Source organism: Exiguobacterium sp. s11 (assembly GCF_018619015.1).
Lineage (GTDB): Bacteria > Bacillota > Bacilli > Exiguobacteriales > Exiguobacteriaceae > Exiguobacterium_A > Exiguobacterium_A indicum.
In genome coordinates, this window is sequence record NZ_JACSNF010000005.1 from 77,420 (window position 1) to 95,991 (window position 18,572).

Annotated in this window: 18 protein-coding genes and 1 pseudogene; 4 read left to right on the top strand and 15 right to left on the bottom strand. The window is 40.7% G+C overall.

The window, feature by feature from the left end; all coding sequences use genetic code 11:
* Positions 1 to 13: 13 nt before the first annotated feature.
* The 11 genes and pseudogenes from KNQ12_RS14310 to KNQ12_RS14360 form a co-directional block, all read right to left on the bottom strand.
* Complete coding sequence (locus KNQ12_RS14310) at positions 14 to 442, bottom strand: hypothetical protein (protein ID WP_214749320.1); 429 nt, start codon at positions 440 to 442, stop codon at positions 14 to 16.
* A gap of 16 nt (positions 443 to 458) precedes the next feature.
* A complete protein-coding gene (locus KNQ12_RS14315) occupies positions 459 to 713 on the bottom strand; it encodes a hypothetical protein (protein WP_214749317.1) in 255 nt (84 codons plus the stop codon).
* Positions 714 to 1,055: 342 nt separating this feature from the next.
* A pseudogene (locus tag KNQ12_RS14320) lies at positions 1,056 to 3,098 on the bottom strand (VirD4-like conjugal transfer protein, CD1115 family); the annotation flags it as partial.
* Between the two features lie 22 nt (positions 3,099 to 3,120).
* Complete coding sequence (locus tag KNQ12_RS14325; protein WP_214749311.1) at positions 3,121 to 4,212, bottom strand: hypothetical protein; 1,092 nt, start codon at positions 4,210 to 4,212, stop codon at positions 3,121 to 3,123.
* 93 nt (positions 4,213 to 4,305) lie between these two features.
* A complete protein-coding gene (locus KNQ12_RS14330) occupies positions 4,306 to 4,530 on the bottom strand; it encodes a hypothetical protein (protein WP_050678812.1) in 225 nt (74 codons plus the stop codon).
* 14 nt (positions 4,531 to 4,544) lie between these two features.
* Positions 4,545 to 4,733: a hypothetical protein gene (locus tag KNQ12_RS14335; RefSeq protein ID WP_214749308.1), complete on the bottom strand. Its 189-nt coding sequence runs from the start codon at positions 4,731 to 4,733 to the stop codon at positions 4,545 to 4,547.
* A 349-nt stretch (positions 4,734 to 5,082) separates the two neighbouring features.
* Entirely contained in the window at positions 5,083 to 5,571 is a 489-nt protein-coding gene (locus KNQ12_RS14340; RefSeq protein WP_214749305.1) for a helix-turn-helix domain-containing protein, read from the bottom strand.
* Positions 5,572 to 6,518: 947 nt separating this feature from the next.
* Positions 6,519 to 7,616, bottom strand: coding sequence for a hypothetical protein (locus tag KNQ12_RS14345; RefSeq protein ID WP_214749302.1), 1,098 nt, complete (start codon positions 7,614 to 7,616; stop codon positions 6,519 to 6,521).
* A 17-nt stretch (positions 7,617 to 7,633) separates the two neighbouring features.
* Positions 7,634 to 8,437 carry a hypothetical protein gene (locus KNQ12_RS14350; protein WP_214749299.1) on the bottom strand — a complete coding sequence of 268 codons (804 nt, stop codon included), beginning with the start codon at positions 8,435 to 8,437 and terminating at the stop codon, positions 7,634 to 7,636.
* Between the two features lie 11 nt (positions 8,438 to 8,448).
* On the bottom strand, positions 8,449 to 9,129 hold the full coding sequence (locus KNQ12_RS14355) for an ATP-binding cassette domain-containing protein (protein WP_214749296.1): 681 nt from the start codon (positions 9,127 to 9,129) through the stop codon (positions 8,449 to 8,451).
* Entirely contained in the window at positions 9,122 to 9,502 is a 381-nt protein-coding gene (locus KNQ12_RS14360; protein ID WP_200934657.1) for a GntR family transcriptional regulator, read from the bottom strand. The genes KNQ12_RS14355 and KNQ12_RS14360 overlap by 8 nt, the downstream gene beginning before the upstream one ends.
* A gap of 595 nt (positions 9,503 to 10,097) precedes the next feature.
* Between KNQ12_RS14360 and KNQ12_RS14365 the strand changes: the two genes are divergently transcribed.
* The gene (locus KNQ12_RS14365; protein ID WP_214749293.1) at positions 10,098 to 10,547 is read left to right on the top strand and encodes a GNAT family N-acetyltransferase; all 450 of its coding nucleotides are present in this window, start codon (positions 10,098 to 10,100) and stop codon (positions 10,545 to 10,547) included.
* An 853-nt stretch (positions 10,548 to 11,400) separates the two neighbouring features.
* Here the strand turns inward: KNQ12_RS14365 and KNQ12_RS14370 are convergent.
* The 4 genes from KNQ12_RS14370 to KNQ12_RS14385 all read right to left on the bottom strand — a co-directional run bounded on the left by KNQ12_RS14370 (position 11,401) and on the right by KNQ12_RS14385 (position 14,799).
* On the bottom strand, positions 11,401 to 11,766 hold the full coding sequence (locus KNQ12_RS14370) for a hypothetical protein (protein WP_214749291.1): 366 nt from the start codon (positions 11,764 to 11,766) through the stop codon (positions 11,401 to 11,403).
* 699 nt (positions 11,767 to 12,465) lie between these two features.
* Positions 12,466 to 12,987, bottom strand: coding sequence for a MepB family protein (locus KNQ12_RS14375; RefSeq protein ID WP_214749288.1), 522 nt, complete (start codon positions 12,985 to 12,987; stop codon positions 12,466 to 12,468).
* Between the two features lie 118 nt (positions 12,988 to 13,105).
* Positions 13,106 to 13,753 (bottom strand): DJ-1/PfpI family protein, encoded by a 648-nt coding sequence (locus KNQ12_RS14380; protein WP_214749285.1) that lies wholly within the window; start codon positions 13,751 to 13,753, stop codon positions 13,106 to 13,108.
* Between the two features lie 71 nt (positions 13,754 to 13,824).
* Entirely contained in the window at positions 13,825 to 14,799 is a 975-nt protein-coding gene (locus KNQ12_RS14385) for a helix-turn-helix transcriptional regulator (RefSeq protein ID WP_214749282.1), read from the bottom strand.
* Between the two features lie 307 nt (positions 14,800 to 15,106).
* On the opposite strand from KNQ12_RS14385, the gene KNQ12_RS14390 reads away from it, so the two are divergent.
* The 3 genes from KNQ12_RS14390 (at position 15,107) to KNQ12_RS14400 (ending at position 18,221) form a co-directional block, all read left to right on the top strand.
* Positions 15,107 to 16,216, top strand: a complete 1,110-nt coding sequence (locus tag KNQ12_RS14390; RefSeq protein ID WP_214749279.1) for a GGDEF domain-containing protein — start codon at positions 15,107 to 15,109, stop codon at positions 16,214 to 16,216.
* A gap of 463 nt (positions 16,217 to 16,679) precedes the next feature.
* On the top strand, positions 16,680 to 17,009 hold the full coding sequence (locus KNQ12_RS14395) for a tRNA-binding protein (RefSeq protein WP_214749276.1): 330 nt from the start codon (positions 16,680 to 16,682) through the stop codon (positions 17,007 to 17,009).
* A gap of 267 nt (positions 17,010 to 17,276) precedes the next feature.
* On the top strand, positions 17,277 to 18,221 hold the full coding sequence (locus tag KNQ12_RS14400) for a sensor domain-containing diguanylate cyclase (RefSeq protein WP_214749273.1): 945 nt from the start codon (positions 17,277 to 17,279) through the stop codon (positions 18,219 to 18,221).
* Positions 18,222 to 18,572 lie beyond the last annotated feature (351 nt).

Here is an 18,572-nt window from a genome sequence, read left to right on the forward strand (position 1 = left end):
CCTCCGTTTCATTCTATTTATTATTAGTTACAAACTCATTGACTGTATTAGTAAAAGTCTCATCAGTCAGGCGATTAATATTTAGTTTATCTTTGATCTTTCCTTTCGACACGTAATACAAACGTTCACCTTGTAGCGTAGATGTGTATTCAAAGTTTGCTCTATCCACTATCTTTTTAGCATCAGGTTGAAAAGTATTATAGATGTTGATAGGTACTTTGTTTTTTTTCGCTATGGAATCGAGTTTATTTTGATATGAGCCAATATCTCCGTCTTCCTCTTTTAAAATCAGTAGGAATCCTTCTTGTTTTCCATCCATTAGATTTTCTACCTTGGATAACTTTACTTGATTCGCATGACTAGAGTCTTCAGTTTCACTACAACCGACCAAAAGTAACGCAGAGGAAATCAATAGTCCGGAGAGTACTCGTTTCGCTTGCATGCCTCCACCCCTTTTCCTATGATGACACCTGTTTCGGATCCGTTAGATCGCCATTACTGACGTGAACCCGGAAATCGAATGTGTCTATAAGCGTAACAGTTTTTCGGTCGCCTGAGTCTGGGTCTTCTTCCTCAAATATAACCAGGAATCCGTCCCGGGTCTGGATGTTTAAGACTTCTCCGCGACGGAGGCGCTTCTTATTCTCCTTGATGATGGTCGCGATGACGCGGAGTTCACGCTGAACGCGTTCCGTGCGTGTCAGTTCTGTCATATGATGCCCTCCTTAGATGCCATGCCGAAGTTTCTCGAGTCGTTTACTGATGATTGTTTTCAAAAAGTGACGCTGATTGTCCGTCACAGGTATTGTTTTATCTAGAATGCCTTGCTCGAACAGATCAATCGATAACGTATCGTATTCGGTCGTCTCAAAGATCGAGCGGAGAATTTTCGGCTGCAGGACATCGAAAACGCGCCATTCTGTTGCGTCAGGCGTCTCCTTATCCGTCTCAATTGTTTTCGATGCAACTGAGGCGCCGAGATGGAACGGGACACGAAGCGTATTCAGGTCGAGATGGGCATGTGCACAGGGAATGACGAGATCGTTGACGGAACGGTCCGTGTTAAAGTCATCCGCCAGGTATTCATAACGATATTTCATCGCCGTCCGTCCGGTCAGGAAAAGGGGATAGGACTGGATCCGTTTCTGTTGTTTGTCTTGCCGCTTGATCACACGGATGATTAACATCTCACCTTCCTTCAGTCCCATCACCTCGGTTGCCGTCAACAAGCGGCGACCATCGACACTCTCCGTCTTCGACTTTGAGAGCGAGAAGGTCTGTCCAGAACGAGACTTTGTGACAATCGTCTGCTCCCCAAGCTTCTTCGAAATCAGTTCTGCCGTCGACTCATCTGCTGTCAGTAGGTAGTGCGTGTTTCCGCAGTTCCCGTCGATGGTCTTCCAATCCTCTCCGTAGAGATTCTCGAGTTGCGCATAGGACTGGATGACGAGGTTGAAGCGGATGTTTCGACCGAGACAGACGGTGATGATGTTCGCCATCCCTTCAATCGCTGGCATGTTCCCGAATTCGTCGAGCAGGAAGATGACCTGGCGTTCACAACGTCCGCTCGCCGCTTTTGAGGCGACACGTGCCAGTGAGGTATAGACTTGTTTGACATACAGTGAGGCGATGACATTTAACGTCGGATCATAGTCCGGGACGATCAGGAATACGGCGACCGGGCGCGGATGCTGTCGAATTTCCCGGATGTCGATCGGGGCATCCGTCGTCCAGTCGAAGAGACCGTCCGTTTCGTCTTTTCGACCCGAGAGTGACACGGTGTACTGCTGTCCTTCACTTTCTAAGATGATATCGTTATCCACTTCGAGGTTTTCTTCGTGATGGAGTACGAAACTCCCGTCGTCATCCGTCGTCAAGGCGAGTTGTTTCCCGCTTGGGAAGTAAAACGTCAACCGTGACAAGGGAAGGGAACGTCCACGAATCCAACGGTTGAAACCAATCAGTTTCATATCAAGGGAATTTTGTGCCGTTAAACGTGCTGTTGCATCGAGCGTGAAAATCCCGAGCTTAGCATTCGTATTGGCGAGGATACTTGCGCGCGTCTGCCCCCCGGAGAAATGAAGCGTCGCATACTGCATGCGTGCCGGATGATTTTCGGGAAAGGCAGCGAAGAAGGCGTCGAGTGCCGATTGTTCCTTTCCCATTCCATCAGTGACCGTGCGTGAGCCGAGATCGGACAACATCAAAGCGACGTTATACATCGTGATCTTCTCCGGTTCGTGTTTGGCTTGCTCACATAACCCGAGAATCAGGGCGGTGCAAAGGTCCGTTGAGGAGTTACTCCAGAACGGATCCTTTGCATTTGGGTCATGATAGAGCATGTAGGCGACCGAACGAGCATATTGCTGAGCGAGCGAATAGTTGTCGTCCAAATACGCGTCGATTGTCAGTTGCAACAGGTTATAGGACATTGATTGCGATGGATTCATCAGGTTCAGGACCTCGACCTGATAGCCGCGTGCTTCAAGCGTCTCTTTGGAGGCGGCGAATAGTTCACCTTTCGGATCATTGATGATCAGGCTCGCTTGGCGTTCAGCACGACTGTAGAGGTCGATCGTCGAGAAGACGAACGTTTCACCCTTCCCGGAACGGGTCGTCCCGATGACAAGATTATTGACGGCACTATCATCGATGTAGAGACGATCGCGGTAACGGCCGACCGGGACACCACCAAATCCGCTGTAGGTTTCCTTACGATCCGGAACATCGCGATACTGCTGTTTCAGCTCTTGGAACGTCGTGAAGCGGGCACTTCCTTTTTGAGCTGCTTTGAGATCGCGGAAGTTGAGCCAATACTTCAATAAGAGAACACTACTAAGCAAGAAGCAGACACCAAAAATTAAAAAAGCGACGGAAGATGACCAAGCGAGCGTTGTCCACCAACTCGATTCGTACTGTAGTGGAGAGTCGGTCGTCAATTTCCTGTCTTGGAAGAGATTTTTGATCGTTTGTTGTAAGAAATGAAATGTTACATTGAGTACGAAGAACAAAACCGTCGGTAACGCAATCAAGAAGACAAAACAGTGCCAAAACCAGGTAGATGAAAGAATAGATTGTAATGACTGTGGTTTATTCATTATTTCAATCACCATACTTTCACTAAATAATTCTATTACTTTGTCTTTGCTTCGCTTCGAGCAACTCGTTTAGCTTCTTTAACTCTTTTTTATCTTTCTTCTCCGATAACTGGCGCTTTTGATCCTCGAGTTCTTGAATCTCTTCGTCCAGTTGAACAAGTGTTGCGACTTGCTTCTTTAATTGCTCGTCGTTGATCATCTTGACGCTTTCTTGAGCCTTCATCACATCTTTCAATGCGATGTAGGCACGTGTTTTGGCTTCCTGACGGGCAGTCGTCATCTCGACGCCCGTAAGCGAGACGGCACGTTTATAGTCTTTCTGCAAGATAGCAAGGTCGAACGTTCCTTCGTTCGTCGGATAAACGGCTTGGAAGGCTTGTAGCGTATCCTGGCGATTGGTCGCGAATCGTTTCGACTGCATGATGATCGTCTCGACATCGATTGGATCCTTCGTCACGGAGACCGCTTGGTCGTAGTCCTGTTCTTCGACGTATTGTGTGATCAGGAAGTGCTGTTGTTCATCGTTCAACGACTTTCGTTTTTCCAGACGTTCGACGAGTGGACCCGTCTCTCCCGTCAACGCTGCTTCATAAAGAGGTCGCCAATCGGATGTTTCCGCTTGGACGCCGCTCGGTGGATCAGGCTGAACGAGTTGGACAACGGACAACGCACCGAGGAGCAAGAGGCTGACACCGCTGACGCCGTAGACGAGACGACGTTGCCCGCGACGTAAGCGGGAGACGTGTGTCGCATTCGGCTGTTGTTGAATCGCTGACGCCGTCATCGTCTTGTAGGATTCCGGTGTCAAACGTTCCAAGTTCTCGAGCAATAAAATTTTCTTTGTTGCATCCTCCTTCCGGATCCGGATGCGTGGGATCCGGTCTTTCAGCTGCAAGTAAAGATTGGGGTAGGTCGGATCACCGAACTGGAACGTCCCTTTGTAGACAAGTTGGTCAGCATCATTAAAAATCCGGAACTCACTCGAGAAGCGTTCGTTTTCTTGCTGGGCTTCCTGATAAACTTGTGTCGATAATAAAAGCGCCTCCTCATATGGGAGACGCTCATAGTTCGGAAAGCCATCTTTCGGTACATCTGTGAATCGGACGAAGAGCATACATTCTCCTCCTTTGATGCGAGACATCGCAACGAAAGCAATAAAAAAAGCCATCCAATTTTGGAATGACGGTCTGTGAAATCACTTGTTCAATTAGAATTTGATGTTGTCGTTGACCATCTCCGCCAGCGTGAAGGCACCCATGACGATGATCAGACCGACGGCACCACCGACGAGCCAACCGACCGCTTTCGAGCGTCCACGATCTCCCCCGAAGATGAAGTAGAAGCCACCAACTGCGAAGGCGATGGCTGCCGCGATGACAGCGAGTCCTTGAAAGAACTGGAGTAAGCTGAGTCCTGTCTCATTCAATCCCATCTGTTTTCCTCCTCTCAATCTCGTGACGCGGATGCAGGTGATGTGAAGTTCAGTTTCGAGTCGAGCGCTTCTAAGATTAGTTCCTGGTTCTCCTGGATGACGAGTTGATGCTGGGCGTCGAGCCACTCCTCATAGTCTTTCCCTTGAATCCGGAGCAACTTCTCAGCAAAGGTTTTGTTCTGCTTCTGTTCACGTGTCGGCATAACATACACTCCTTCCTTGAGATTGATGCGCAGCAGCACATCCTTAAGGACAGTCGGAGTCGAGCAGGGCGGTGGGGTTAGAGCACGTTTCCCCACAAACTCTAATGTCCGGTACCAGACATCTGTCTAGGGTTTTTCGTTGACCCTCAACGGATACGTGACCTGTGGGCGAGTTTTAGGCGACTCTCGCCAAACCATTTTTGCGTATATCCCGCTCATCCGGTCACTCGTGAGGGACACGCCAGTATGTGATTGAAGGACTGTCCTTAGCGATATGCTGCTACAGTCATCATTTCTTCCGGTCATTGTTTCGTGTTACTCCATAAGCAGATACGTATTCATAGATAATTCATTGATGAACCAGTTTGCGGCGTGAGACATGAATCAGCTCATCATTCGGGTGCTTCCGTTTTGCAATGACTTGATTCTCACCGACGACAGTACGGATGCGATAGTAGAGTTGCGAGATTTCCTGTGTCTTCTTGCTTTCTTGTTCAATCGCAATACGACCATGTAGTTGATAGATCTTACCGTCAAACGTGCGAACGGAATCCGCAAGCGGAAGTTCAGCCAAATCGAAGCGTTCTTGCTTCAGGTTCGACCAATTCCGTTTCTTCTCCGTCCTTAAGTCGAATTCATCCCAAGGAATGGATCCTAGCGTCTGCTCACAGGCTGTCGCAAGAATTTGAACATCGAGGATAGAAGGAATCGAACGATTCCGCTCATAGGCGCTAATTGCTGCCTGTGAGATTTCTCCATACGTCTTTTCGGCCAACTCTACCTGACTCCAACCATGTTCTAGACGCTCTCGTCGTAACCACTCTCCGAATCGGTACATATACATGCTCCTTTCCTTCGAGAACCATAGTATGACAATGTTTTCCTGGTGATAGTTAGAATATAGCAGATTATTCTGTCAATTCAATCGTTATTTTGATGTGTCAAAGCTATTACGAACTTCGCATTTTGATAAAGACAGTGCTATCAACATCTTTTTGATGCATTTCTAAAAAGTAAGGTGAATATGTATTCAAACTGTAAAATAGGCTATCCCGATAGAGTAGTGTATTTGATTAAAAATCTAACCCTAAAATTGGTTTTTGTGATTATTCTCACGACTATATGTTAGTTTTTGTATAGAAATATAGCTATTATCAGTTCGGACGTGCCCTATTCCATGTCACTCAACGATTTACAAAAGAAATTATTAGGGAGGTACATCCATGCAAACATTTAAATACTACGCTGTCGTCACACCTGATCTGGAGGATTATTGCTATCTCGTTCGATTTCTAGATCAAGAGAATGTTTATACTCTGATGGCGAGACACTCTTAGAAGATGTCAAACATGCTTAAAAGGTCCTCAAAGAAATGTTAGAAGCAATGATTGATTACAACTTAGCCCCGTCTCCGCCCTTAAGATTGAAGAAGCGGAAAGTCTGATTTCTCTCGAGGTTCACGTTACACCTCGGGAAACGGATGGCGTCTAAGTAGAAACTCATCGATGCTATCTATGCCGATGAGGATTAAGTTTTAGTGAAGCATGCTTAAGAAAATTTACACGACGATTTCTACTTTTATAATTAAAAGCTGATATTATACAAATACCTTTTTCTCAATGCGCACGTATATGTAGGACTATCAAGCATTTATAAACCAATAAGAATTGGTTAATAGATAATGAGTTTGTATGCTTATTAACTGAAAGAGCGGAGTCCTAATAGGACTCCGCTCTTTCAATTAAAGTTATTCAAAAAATTTAGATTGAATTTGACCTAGTTTTTTTAGTTTTCAATTCGTACATCATATATATTAAAATTCTTTAGTCCGTTTTTGTCTCGAATGATTCCTTGATACTCAATCGAATCATTTAGTAGATTAATGACGGTCACTTGGAAGTTTGACTTTTCGACAGGGGATACTTGATATAATCGTTCGTCAGTATTAAAGATTTGTGTTCGATTAAACTGATTTGGATACTTAGCAGTTACTCGATGTTTACTCAATTTATCTGTCTTAAAATCGTAAATTCTCCATACGATGTCTTTACTTTGGTCTTCAGGTGAATCATACAGTAATAATTGACGGTTGTCGGAGATTAAATCCATTGAACCATTATATGCAAACTTATTTAATGCTTTAATTTTCTTAACTGATTTCCCATTATCGAGATAATAATCAAACTTATTGATCACATCATTTTCATCAGTTGTTTCTAAAATGTATAGTGTTCCAAATTCATTTGAAGAAACAAGTGTACGAGATTGATTTTGTTTTGGAGGCGGCGATATAAATGGTACTTCTTCTATATGGCGTTTTTTGATATCAAGACGTAGAATTTTCATATCTTTACTTGGACCATAGGCATTCTGTGCAATATAGAGTTGTTCTTTGGTGTGACCAAGTATTTGAAACACATTCTCATTATCTTGGTATTGATGACTGTTGGTTGTAGCATAAGGGAATCGTATTTTTGTATATTTCTTAGTTTTTTCATCATAGGATTGATAATTGATATGATCGGACTTCAGTTCAATTCCGTATGTATAGGTGCCATATTCGCTAGAGGATACATTTGTTCCCCGAATGAAACGATAAAAATCTTTTGGGTAGTTAATATCAATCGGATCATATAAGCTGGTTAAATAATTTTGTTCAGAAACCTTGATTGTGCCATCTAACTTTATATCATATAAATTAGGTTTGACTCGAGCGCTTGCAAGTTCGATGTGAAGATCCTTTACAGCATCATCTGTTGCCTTTCCTTGTACAGATTCGACGACGTATTCTGGTTCATCGATCATTGCAGCATAACCGAAATAGCTCCCGATCGTAATCAGACTCAATCCACCGATTGCTAATACATGTTTATAACGTCGCATGCGTTTCGTTTCACTCCTTAAATAGAGATTTTATGATTCAATAGCCGGATGCTCTTCCAATAGACATAGACAAAGTAAAGAAGGAAGTATCCGATAACAAACGTCGTGATTTGATCAGGGTATAGAAAATGCGTGTTCTCAAAGAAATAAACAAGTCCTACAAGAGGAACGATGAGCAATACAACATCCATCACGACATGCAGGATTGCTATAGGTTTACGATAAGAACGTTCAATCAAAATAATGAGGAAAACAAAAGAAACAACAAGAGTTGCTACCAAAAGGATAATAAACGTATCCGCAATATTGAACGTGTAGAACATGCTTATAACTCTATTCTCTCCAAACACTCGCTTGGATTCCATTAAATCTTCAGGCATTAACCATTTGAACAGTGACCCACTCAATAAGAGAACCATCCATTGAATGCCGATGAAGCTCGCAATCGTTAGAATTACCGCAGTTAATTTCGACATCAAGATTGCAGTACGTTTCCCAGGTAACATCAGTAGTCGATAGATATACTTCGACTCACCAAACCAATCACGATACCAAATCTGGAAAGCGAGTAAGAGTATTAACATCATGGCAATGGCAATAATGTACTGGAAGTAAGAGGTCGCATCACCAAAATTAAAAGGACCACCTGCTAAACGAACTGCTTCCATTTGTGAGATACGATCCACACGCATATACTCTTCGATGTTAGACTGATAACTCTTTATTTCATAGACAACAGAAATAAATTCTAGTACTACTAGTCCAACAAGAGCAATCAGATAAAACTTAGCTCCGCGTTTTAATTCTTCATTCAATAACATTATGAATTTTCTCATCGCTGGAATACCTCACGCATCCGGTCCTGAACCGATTTTCCATATAACTCACGCATCTCCTCAGCATCATCTTCATGGATGATTTTACCGTCTTGTAAGAAAACGACTCGATCAATCAAGTGCTCGACCTCTGCTATTTCATGCGTCGTCATTAAGATGCCGCGTCCTTCCATGTAGTGACTTGAGAAAATCCAAGCAATCTGTTCCTTCGTAAAGAGATCGATACCTGCTAATGGTTCGTCTAGCAACAAGTAGGGACGATCGAGCGAGAAACCGAGTAATAAATTAACCTTCGCTTTGTTTCCCTTTGATAAGTCACTAATCTTATCCGTTGACAGGAGTTTGAAAAATGCCATCAATTCTTCTGCCGTCTTGCGATTCCAATCTGGATAGAAGTCTTCCATATAAAGAATCGCATCCCCAACAGTCATATAACCAGGCATCGTCGAAAGGTCCGGCACAAATGCAATCCGCTCACGCGACATTTCCCCATCCACTACAATCGTCCCTGCGTCCAGTGGGGTGAGCCCCAGAATACTTTTTAAAATCGTTGACTTCCCTTCACCGTTCAAACCAATCAGACAAGTGAGTTGGTTCGGTGGTACCGTGAAGGATACGCCTTGAAGTACAGGACGCTTTCGTCCGTATTTTTTATGTAAGCCGTGCACCTCAAGCATCAAGCTCACCTCGCTCATTGGTTTGATACACGTTCTGAACCGTCGACATAACTTCATCAAGTGGCACTTGAATCGCTTGTACTGCTGTGACAAACTGTGCGACTGCCTCACTTAATAATTCGGAGCGTACACGTTCGACGACTTGTGGATCAGTCGTGATTCTACTTGGTACATTTCGTTCTGTCGTGATCAATTGTTGTTCCTCCATTTCCTTATATACTTTTTGTGCCGTATTCGGGTTGATCCCTAACTCTGCAGCAAGGGCACGTCGAGACGGAATTTCCTGTCCACCAACAAACTCTCCAGTCGCAATCCGTTCCTTAAACCAACGAATGACCTGTAGGTAGACGGGACTTCTTTGATCGAATTCCAAGTAATTCACCTCTTTATAATCAATGTATTAAAACAATAGTACACCCGATTACTGTATCATACCGACAGTACATCACAGAGTCAATCTTCTTTACTAAATTCCCATTAATTTTCTTAAAAGCCCAATCGTCTTTTTAATCTTTTCGACATGCATGAGTTACTAAGCTTCTTGAATCTTAAAAATCCCTTTCTTCAAGATTTTATGACGATGATTTATATTTTTAAAGATCTTATATGACAGAGAACAAGACTGGTAATTAGATTCTAATAACCATGCTGAATCACCGTCTTTTTTCATGCCAAAAACAAAATGATACTGCTCTTAAGGTGTTAGATGATGTTTTCTTTACCTCATAAAAACCGTCCTAAAAGGGTAAGAGTTTTTATTCATACTCAATAAACGCCCACAATTTTTTCTTAGGTTTATCCCGGTATTTGCCTTAAAAAACATCTTAAATAATAAGGGGAATTCAGGTAAAAAATGTAATCATAAATGATATGATTGATTATGGGTAACTGGAAAGGGGAGAGGTTATATGCTTTGTGCATCTCTTTTTTATTGGAAGAATAACTTTTAATTAAAGGGAGAACTCATAATGAAATTAGAAACTCAGAGATTACTTGTTATGCCATGTACAGAAAAAACAATGGAAATCGCTATAGAACAGTCATATGATAACGGACCTGAGGTTTCATTCTTTTTAGCAGAGTTAAAAGAAAAACCGTTCTTATTATATTGGGGTAGTTGGTTCGTTATTCGAAAAATAGATGGTATGATTATCGGTGATATTGGCTTTAAGGGAATACCTAACGAAGAAAAAGTCGTGGAAATAGGATATGGTATTCTTGAAAGCTATTGTAATAATGGGTATGCAACAGAAGCATTAAAAGTACTTATTCAATGGGCTTTTGCAACTTCGAAAGTTGATAAAGTGATAGCTGAGACAGTTCATGATAATTTTGGGTCAATTCGAGTACTTGAAAAACTAGGAATGAGAAGAAGTAGTTTGACTGAAAAAATGATCAATTGGGAAGCATCGATATAAAAATGATAAGGTAGATTCTACTTTACGTTTTAAATTAATGGATATATGAGAAGTTAAAAGAGGATGCGTGTGCATCCTCTTTTTCGTGTATTGGAAATGAAGGTGTAACGGTATCATGTTCTTTTCCTCTTGTAGAAACCGTCAATGATTTTATAAGAGTGTAGAAGTCGATGCTCTTACAAAATCATTGCCGAAAAATTCATCTTTCGCTTCTCTCGGTCTTTGATTTGATAAGCAGAAAACCAACAGGTCGTTGGAATTCGCTTAGAACTTACAAAAAGAACCAAATGTTCGATACTAAATTTTATTAAAAAGAACAAGGCTGAGAAGGATAACAAGCAAAAAGGCAAGAACTTGGCGAGATAATCAGTTACGAATCAAAAACAGGCGTCTACAACGCCAAAATCGATGTTTATTAATACTCGCGAAAGAAAACAGGACCGCGCGTTGACTGAAAAAGGTGTCTTGATCTTAGGCAAAGAGCGAGCAAACGAACTCATTTGATTTGCTAAACATCAAGTAGGGCGGAGATTGATTATGCTGACGGAAGCCGCAGAAAAGAGAAAGCAAGCCAAGATCAAAATAATCAAGTGCAATGAGAGAAGTACTGAAATGAAGCGTCAGAGATCCTTATAGTCAATTTTAAGCGGAAATGTGTGTTTTAATACGTTACAGAATAATGAGTAGACTCCCTCAGAATCGCTCCTTGAATGCTCTAAAAGAGAGCTATCACGAGGATAAAATTTAACCGCTTTGCTGGACTAATATTCAATATGTGAGAACCTGCTAAAAGGAGAGAGATCCCTTTGTAATTGAGGAAGAAGGGGAGTCGATCAATTAATAATGACCTTACTCAAATATCCGGTTCAAGAGTTTCTTTGATATAAATTATAGACTCTACATCAAGTCCATATTGAGAACCATTGCTTTTGTATAAAAAAAAGTTTTTACTTTCGCTAGTTTTTATAGACATGATTTCAAAAAGTACCTCATCAAGGGATTTATCGGAAATATTGAATTCTTCACCAGTAGTAATTTTAATTTTGACGCTCAATTTTTTCACTCCCTTTCTCTTTGATGTCTTTATTTTACCAAATAAAACACCCAAATATAAATTGGTTTTAAGTAAATAAACTTTAGAGTTTAGATAATTTAATAAAAGCATCCTTAACGTTTTAAGTTGCTGTGAGATCGTTTCGCTATTGTAATCATCAATCATGCCAGGCCTCATCAAAATCAGATGCTAATCTTTCAAATGCCTAAATAACGATTCCATCGAGACATTATCTAGACAGTTTTCTCCAAAAGACGTGGATGGAAGTATTTTCATCTTTCGGATACGTGTTTGATAAGCAGAATGCGCGTATTAAAATCTGTGAAAGGGAAACTATTTATACACAAAAAAAAAGAAAACAAGTAAGTGAACCCTTTATACCCCAACACTTTAAAAAGAAATGGAAAGAACGTTATCCTTACACTTAAAAAGATTAATTTATTCTTTGATAAAAAAGGTTAAATTGTAAAATAGTGATGTGACGTTCTCCTGCTTGTCATCTTTGTTATGATTAGAATGAAAGGAGTACGATTACATATGATGATGTTATTTTGGATCGCTTTAGTTATTTGCCTTATCGGTCTTATCTTTACTTTAAGAATTGGTCAAAAACCTTCAGAAGAACAATACGACTACAAAACCTCAGCTAAGAACATGTCGTGGATGTACTTCATTTTTTTGCCGATCATTCTCATTTTGTTAGGATTTCTCTACTATTTCTTAAGTTAAAGTAAGTCGATAGCTATTTATACGAAAAAGAAGAGAGTGCACTTCACAACGAGTGCACTCTCTTCTTACTCTCAATAAGCAAACGTGTAAATCAGATTTTCACGATCAGCATTAAACAACTAATTTTTGAATAATTTACGTTCTAGAAGCATTTGAATAACGTCTAATTATCTCATCTTTCGATAGAGAATTAGGACCTTCATATTCTATAAAATAGTCTAATTGCCACTTTTGTGTTGCGATGGCTTGTTTACTTGTTGGTTGATCCCAACTCGGATAGACACGAATTGCCATTTTCCCTTTCGTTGTACCTGTCTTAAGAATTTTATGTTCCTTTAACACTTCCTTCGGAAAAACAAATTGACCAAATCGATTCGAGTCAGTAAACGTATTCACAACTAACAGATCCATCGCCGTTTCCTCTGAAAATGGTTGATTTTTATTCAATGAATCTTTTTCCCAAATCACTACAAACTGACCGAGTTTAGTGGGTGTCACTTTAGCAACTCGAAAGCGAACGGAGGTTTCCCCGATATAGAATCGTCCCGCTCCATATGTAACATTCTGCACTTCTTCGCAAATAGCATGCGGCGTCAATCCACAGGGTCTATATAGTTGTTCATTGATAAATGCTAAGGCTGTCCAAAAATCGTCCATTATTTTCTACCATCCTTTATCCTACTTAAGCATTGATGACTTAGTGTCATACATATATCGAAAGTTGTAGACAATACACTCATTGCTAAAATCTCAATAGAGCAAGTAGCACTCCTACTTAAATTGAAGAACTTTCCTTTGTTTGAAGTGACGACATGAGTTGATAAAAGTACATAGCATCGTTTGTTTTATTCAACCGATACCACGCTTCTAACGTATCCGGTTGAAAGACATTCATCGCGCCAATTGTCTCTCTTGCAAACTCAAGCGGAGCCACACCGGAAGCCGTAATCAATTGACCGTCTCTAACGACAGGACCGTCTTGGTGTAATGTGTTTCCTCGATATGCTGGACAGATCATTTCAAGATAGGACTGGTCATTACTTGTATGACGGAGGTGCTCTAAGTAGCCGCTGTTTGCCAGTCCATGGACAGCGCCACAAATTGCTGCGATGAATGCTCCCTGTTTGAAGGCATCATCCACTTGTTTTAGCATAGGGTCGTGTATTGGTTGCCCCCAACTTTCTCCACCTGGTAGCACTATTAAGTCATATTCATTCACTTGCATTTCTTCGACTGTGATATCAGGCTTAACATGAAGTCCACCCATTGTCGTTATCATTGCTCGACTAGCACCGACAGTAGTAATATGTAACGGCGCCTCGTTCGTTTTGAAATACCGACCAGTTTTTAATTCAGCCATTAAGTAACCATATTCCCAATCCGATATCGAATCAAATACATAAAGATATACGTACCTTGTCATTTTGCCACTCTCCCTATCCTGTTATAGGCTAATTTTAGAGTGGTCTCCCTGACAACTACTGTCAGTAAAGGTCAAGTTTGAGAATGAAATTCTGCTAGTTCTAAGAGACGCGCGATAATCAATTGTTTCGCATCCGTAGGGGAGACGATTTGTACTGCCGTTCCATATGTAATGAGTAAGCCTGGTATGTATGTTTCTAGAACAGAAGTCTCAATGAAAAAGACAATTTCTCGCTGTTCTTGTTGTTTGATACAGTTCTTCAAGTACCAGTGACGACTAAGCTCTTCAATGGCTGTCTCGGTTCCTCTGATGACAAGATCAATTTTCTTCGATTCATTCGTTTCACTGCTAGGTAAGAGTTCGGTCAAAAAGAGATCTGATTCTCTGAATGATTCGGGTAGGAGAAAGAGATGATCAGTCACAGTCAATTGTTCAATCCGGTTTACTCGGAAATTACGTATCGCGTTTCTCAAATGACAATGTCCTGTCACGTACCAGGCACTTTTCCAATAGACAATCTTGTAGGGATCTACTCTACGCTTCTCAGTTTTTTCAGCGTTAGGGCGTCTATATGTAATCTCGATACTGAATCGCTTTAAAATCGCACTCTCGATGAGGGAGAGATTACGTGCTGCTGAAGCAGTTAATGGGACATGTTCATGCGCCACTTCAAGTGCATCAATCGGAAGCTGCAGTGCATCCGTCTCCTCTACTTTCGAATGTCGATTAATTTTTAAAATGGCATTCTGTAAGCTTGTACTTCCGTAATAGCCTGCTTTTTCAGCAAAGATCGCTGCATGGTAAAGAGCATTCTGTTCCTCCTGATCAAAGTAGAGAGGAGCATCTACAAAATGATTCAAAAGAGTATATCCGCCATTCACACCCGTTTCAGCAACAATAGGAACTCCACTCATGGAGAGCGTATCCATGTACCGATAGACGGTCCGCACATTCATTTCTAGCTGTTCAGCGATTTGCTTCGCCGTAATTTTTTTCCCTTCTCGTAGTAACCACAAGATCGCTAGTAAATTATCACTTTTCGCCACAATCCTCGCCTCTTTTTCGTTGTGTTATTTTTTGCGTACAATTGTATTTTATTACGTAGGATAGGTTATATTTTTTATCGATCCCGTAAACATGTAATTTTGAATTACGTTCCTGTTTATTAGATCCTACTTTAATCGATTTACCTCGACTATTTTTGAACTAGAGAAGGTTTTCATGATTTAGTTTAGAAGTACTTTAGAACTAGGCGTAAAAAAGAAATAGATGGGTATTTATTACTTAATATAAATCATTTTCGAAAATCGATGACAGGAATAGGGAGGTTTTAGTGAGAGGGGAGATTTTATTATGATCCATCTGCTAAACGATTTAGTGGTTAATTTAGCCCTTATTACATTGTTTGTACTTATCTCTCTTTTTAGCTATAAACGTCTTACGATTGAGTCTCCTTCTACCAGTATCGTAAAGAAATACTTATTCGTAACGATCTTAGCTTTGATTGCCTGTTATTGGGTAACCATTAACGATATATCTTTTCGTGGTTTCACATTCGATTTCTCGATTGTTCTGCTAATCATCGCCCTCTATTATGGGGGGACAAGTTACGGGATCATCACATGGTTCATTCTGTTGATGTGGCAAGTTGTGACCTTAACGAACGATGAGTTTTTTCTATTCCCTTGGATCTTAATCACTTACACCGTCATCTTGAGTATTGTCTTACTGTTAAAGCACTTATTACGAGACGAGTTCAAGACACTTCCCCTTATTATCACCTGCTGTTTACTCATCCATCTGCCACTTGTCTATATTAGTGAAAATGACATGAAGTCTTTCATGGAAAATGCGATTTTATTCAGTTTTTATATTGCTTTAGTAGCGGTCCTTATTCATTCGTTCCTTTATTACGTCAAACAACATTACGAGCAAGTCAGACTTCATCAAGAACTCGCACTGACAGATTCCTTAACTGGGCTTCATAATCGTCGCGCCCTTGAGGATCAAGGAGACTACTTCATGATTGCTCATCCTTCATTTACGGTTATGATGATTGACGTTGATCACTTTAAGTTCGTCAACGATAAGTATGGACACGATCAAGGAGATGCGATTCTATCGCAGATTAGTAACTTGCTTGGAGAACACACCCCACACAATGGTGTCGTTGGACGATATGGAGGAGAGGAATTCATGCTCCTTATTCCGGAAACAAATGTATCCTACGTTGAACAATTGGCAGAAGACATCCGCTTCTCTTGTGCGACGACTCGCTTTCTTATCCATCATGAAGACTATATCCATGTGACGCTATCAATCGGTATCTCTTCGTGCGAATCACGGACATCCATTAGCTTCATGGAAGTGACGAAAAGTGCTGATGCTGCTCTTTACGAGGCAAAACGTCGCGGACGAAATCAGGTCTTTAAAGCCACACAAACTCATTTTTCCGCTCAATGATCATTCCTATCTACACCTTTCATACTTCTAAAAGAAATGACATATTGCAGATTGTGGTCACGGCTTAAGCCATCTTAATCGTTGGCGTCGTTTTGTCTCCCGTTGTCTTACCAAGATTACAACACATAGTTTTAGAAGAGTGTTCAATAAAACAATCAAATCATAGGTGGGCTTCTCTACCTTAGAGTCATATCCACATCATTGGTCATTTTATTATGGAACCGAGAACTACAACTATTGAATGTGTCGAGTGGAGGAGTCTTTCTCTTTTTTCAATCATTAGTCAAAGCTTATTGGGATGGTTGCTCTTCAGAGAAACGCTAAGTGTCATGTTTTGGGGCGAAGCAGTCTTAATTCTGATAGATGTCTTTATTGTCATCACTGAGAAGCCGAAAGAAGAAGACCAAAATTTACTTTCAGCTTCTCGAAAAAACGCTTGAGAAAAATACAAGGAGGAATAGATATGATTACGTTCGATGATTTTCAAAAAATTGATATGCGAGTAGGGACGATAACGCATGCTGAGCCACTCCCTGAAGCAAGGAAGCCAGCGTACAAGCTATTGGTGGATTTTGGTGATGAGATCGGATCCAAGAAAAGTAGCGCTCAAATAACGGATTGTTACACACTAGATGAATTGATCGGGAGACAGGTAGTAGGGGTACTAACTTTTCCACCTATGAGGGTAGCCGGGTTCAAGTCGGAGGTTTTAATAATGGGAGCATACTCTGAACAAGGGGTTGTTTTAATCGAGCCACAACAAAAAGTAAAGAATGGGGACCGATTAGGTTGAATGGTGAAAATTAGATAATCACTCAGATGGTAGTATGGGGATATCAGTTCCCAGACTATCATTTTTTTAACTATAGCTTTATATAAAACGGTGATTTGTGGACATGTGCTAGAGAAAATAATAAAGTGTACTATTTATAACTCGCTGGAATAATGCTAATTCGTATATCCTCTTGAAATTTTCATATGATAAAGTTGATATACATGTAGTAAAAGGAAGTATTCGATTATGCATTAAAAATCCTATTCAATTACGAGGAGGGATGTTATGGAGACTCCATTGATGGAATTACAGAGATATAAAAACTTTGATGAGTTAGCTAATGATCTTCTCGATCTTGCTAAACAAGTCTTACCTGAACAACTGTTCTATCTGTCGGTTTTCAGCAATACCCAACAATTCATATTAAAGCTTTCAAATGAAAGAGCGAACATTCATATTACTGAAGGAATGGTGGTAGATTTAAATCAATCGGTATGCAAAAGGATCGATTTCGAAAATAATCATGCTTTGGTCTATGAGGATATCAATGAAGATTGCTCGATTGATGAAGTGAAGACACTACTTAGAGAAGTCAATATTCAGTCTTATTTAGGGATTCCAATATCTTTTACCGATGGTAAGAAGTTTGGAACCTTGTGTGCGGTAAATGATGAGGCGAGCATTTTAGATGAAAAAAGTATCAATGTACTGCAACGGATTGTAAGATTGTTCTCTTATTACTTAGAGTTGGAGCGATTCGCATGGAAGGATATGTTGACGGGTCTCTATAATAGACGCTATTTAAGTAAGTATTTTGAAGACCATCCGATTCAAAACGGTGCTCTTTTTTTCCTTGATTTAGATGGATTTAAGAAAGTGAATGATGGATATGGACATGACACAGGGGATATCGTCTTAAGAGAAGTAGCCTCTCGGCTAAGCGCTATTGTGGACGAACAGAAAGATGCGTTTGCCGTACGTTTAGGAGGAGATGAGTTCATCCTCCACTTTTCTCAAACTTCTACTAAGAAGATGTGGGGTGAAATGGCGAATCGAGTCATAAGCGCTCTGAACACCTGGGATACACCGTATAAAGTATCGGCAAGTATAGGAATCGTCACGTATGAAAAGGACAAAGTTGAAAGTTTAGACATCCTTCTTCGACATGCAGATGCTGCACTATACGATGCCAAATCTGCTGGTAAGGATACGTTCAAATTTTATGAGTAAATAATGTGAATAGACTTTAACTAGCCGTAGCAGATTAATCTGCTACGGCTTTTCATGATAATCTACTTTTTGAATATCACCTATTACTGTTCTATATAGAATAGTGGGTTTTCATACTACATAAAATAAATCCTATATAGAGCAGTATGAGAAGTTTTAGTTGGAATAGTCTTCATATGGTATCTGTAGGATATAACTAAACTACTGAAAGGAGAGTGATTCTTTTGATGAAAAAGATGAGTGTTTTCAAACGGATGATGAAGGTGTTCTCGGTATTACTTACTGGACTAGTAGCCTTAGTGGCATTTCTTCATCATTTTTTAGGGACAGTATACTATGCTATAAACCTTG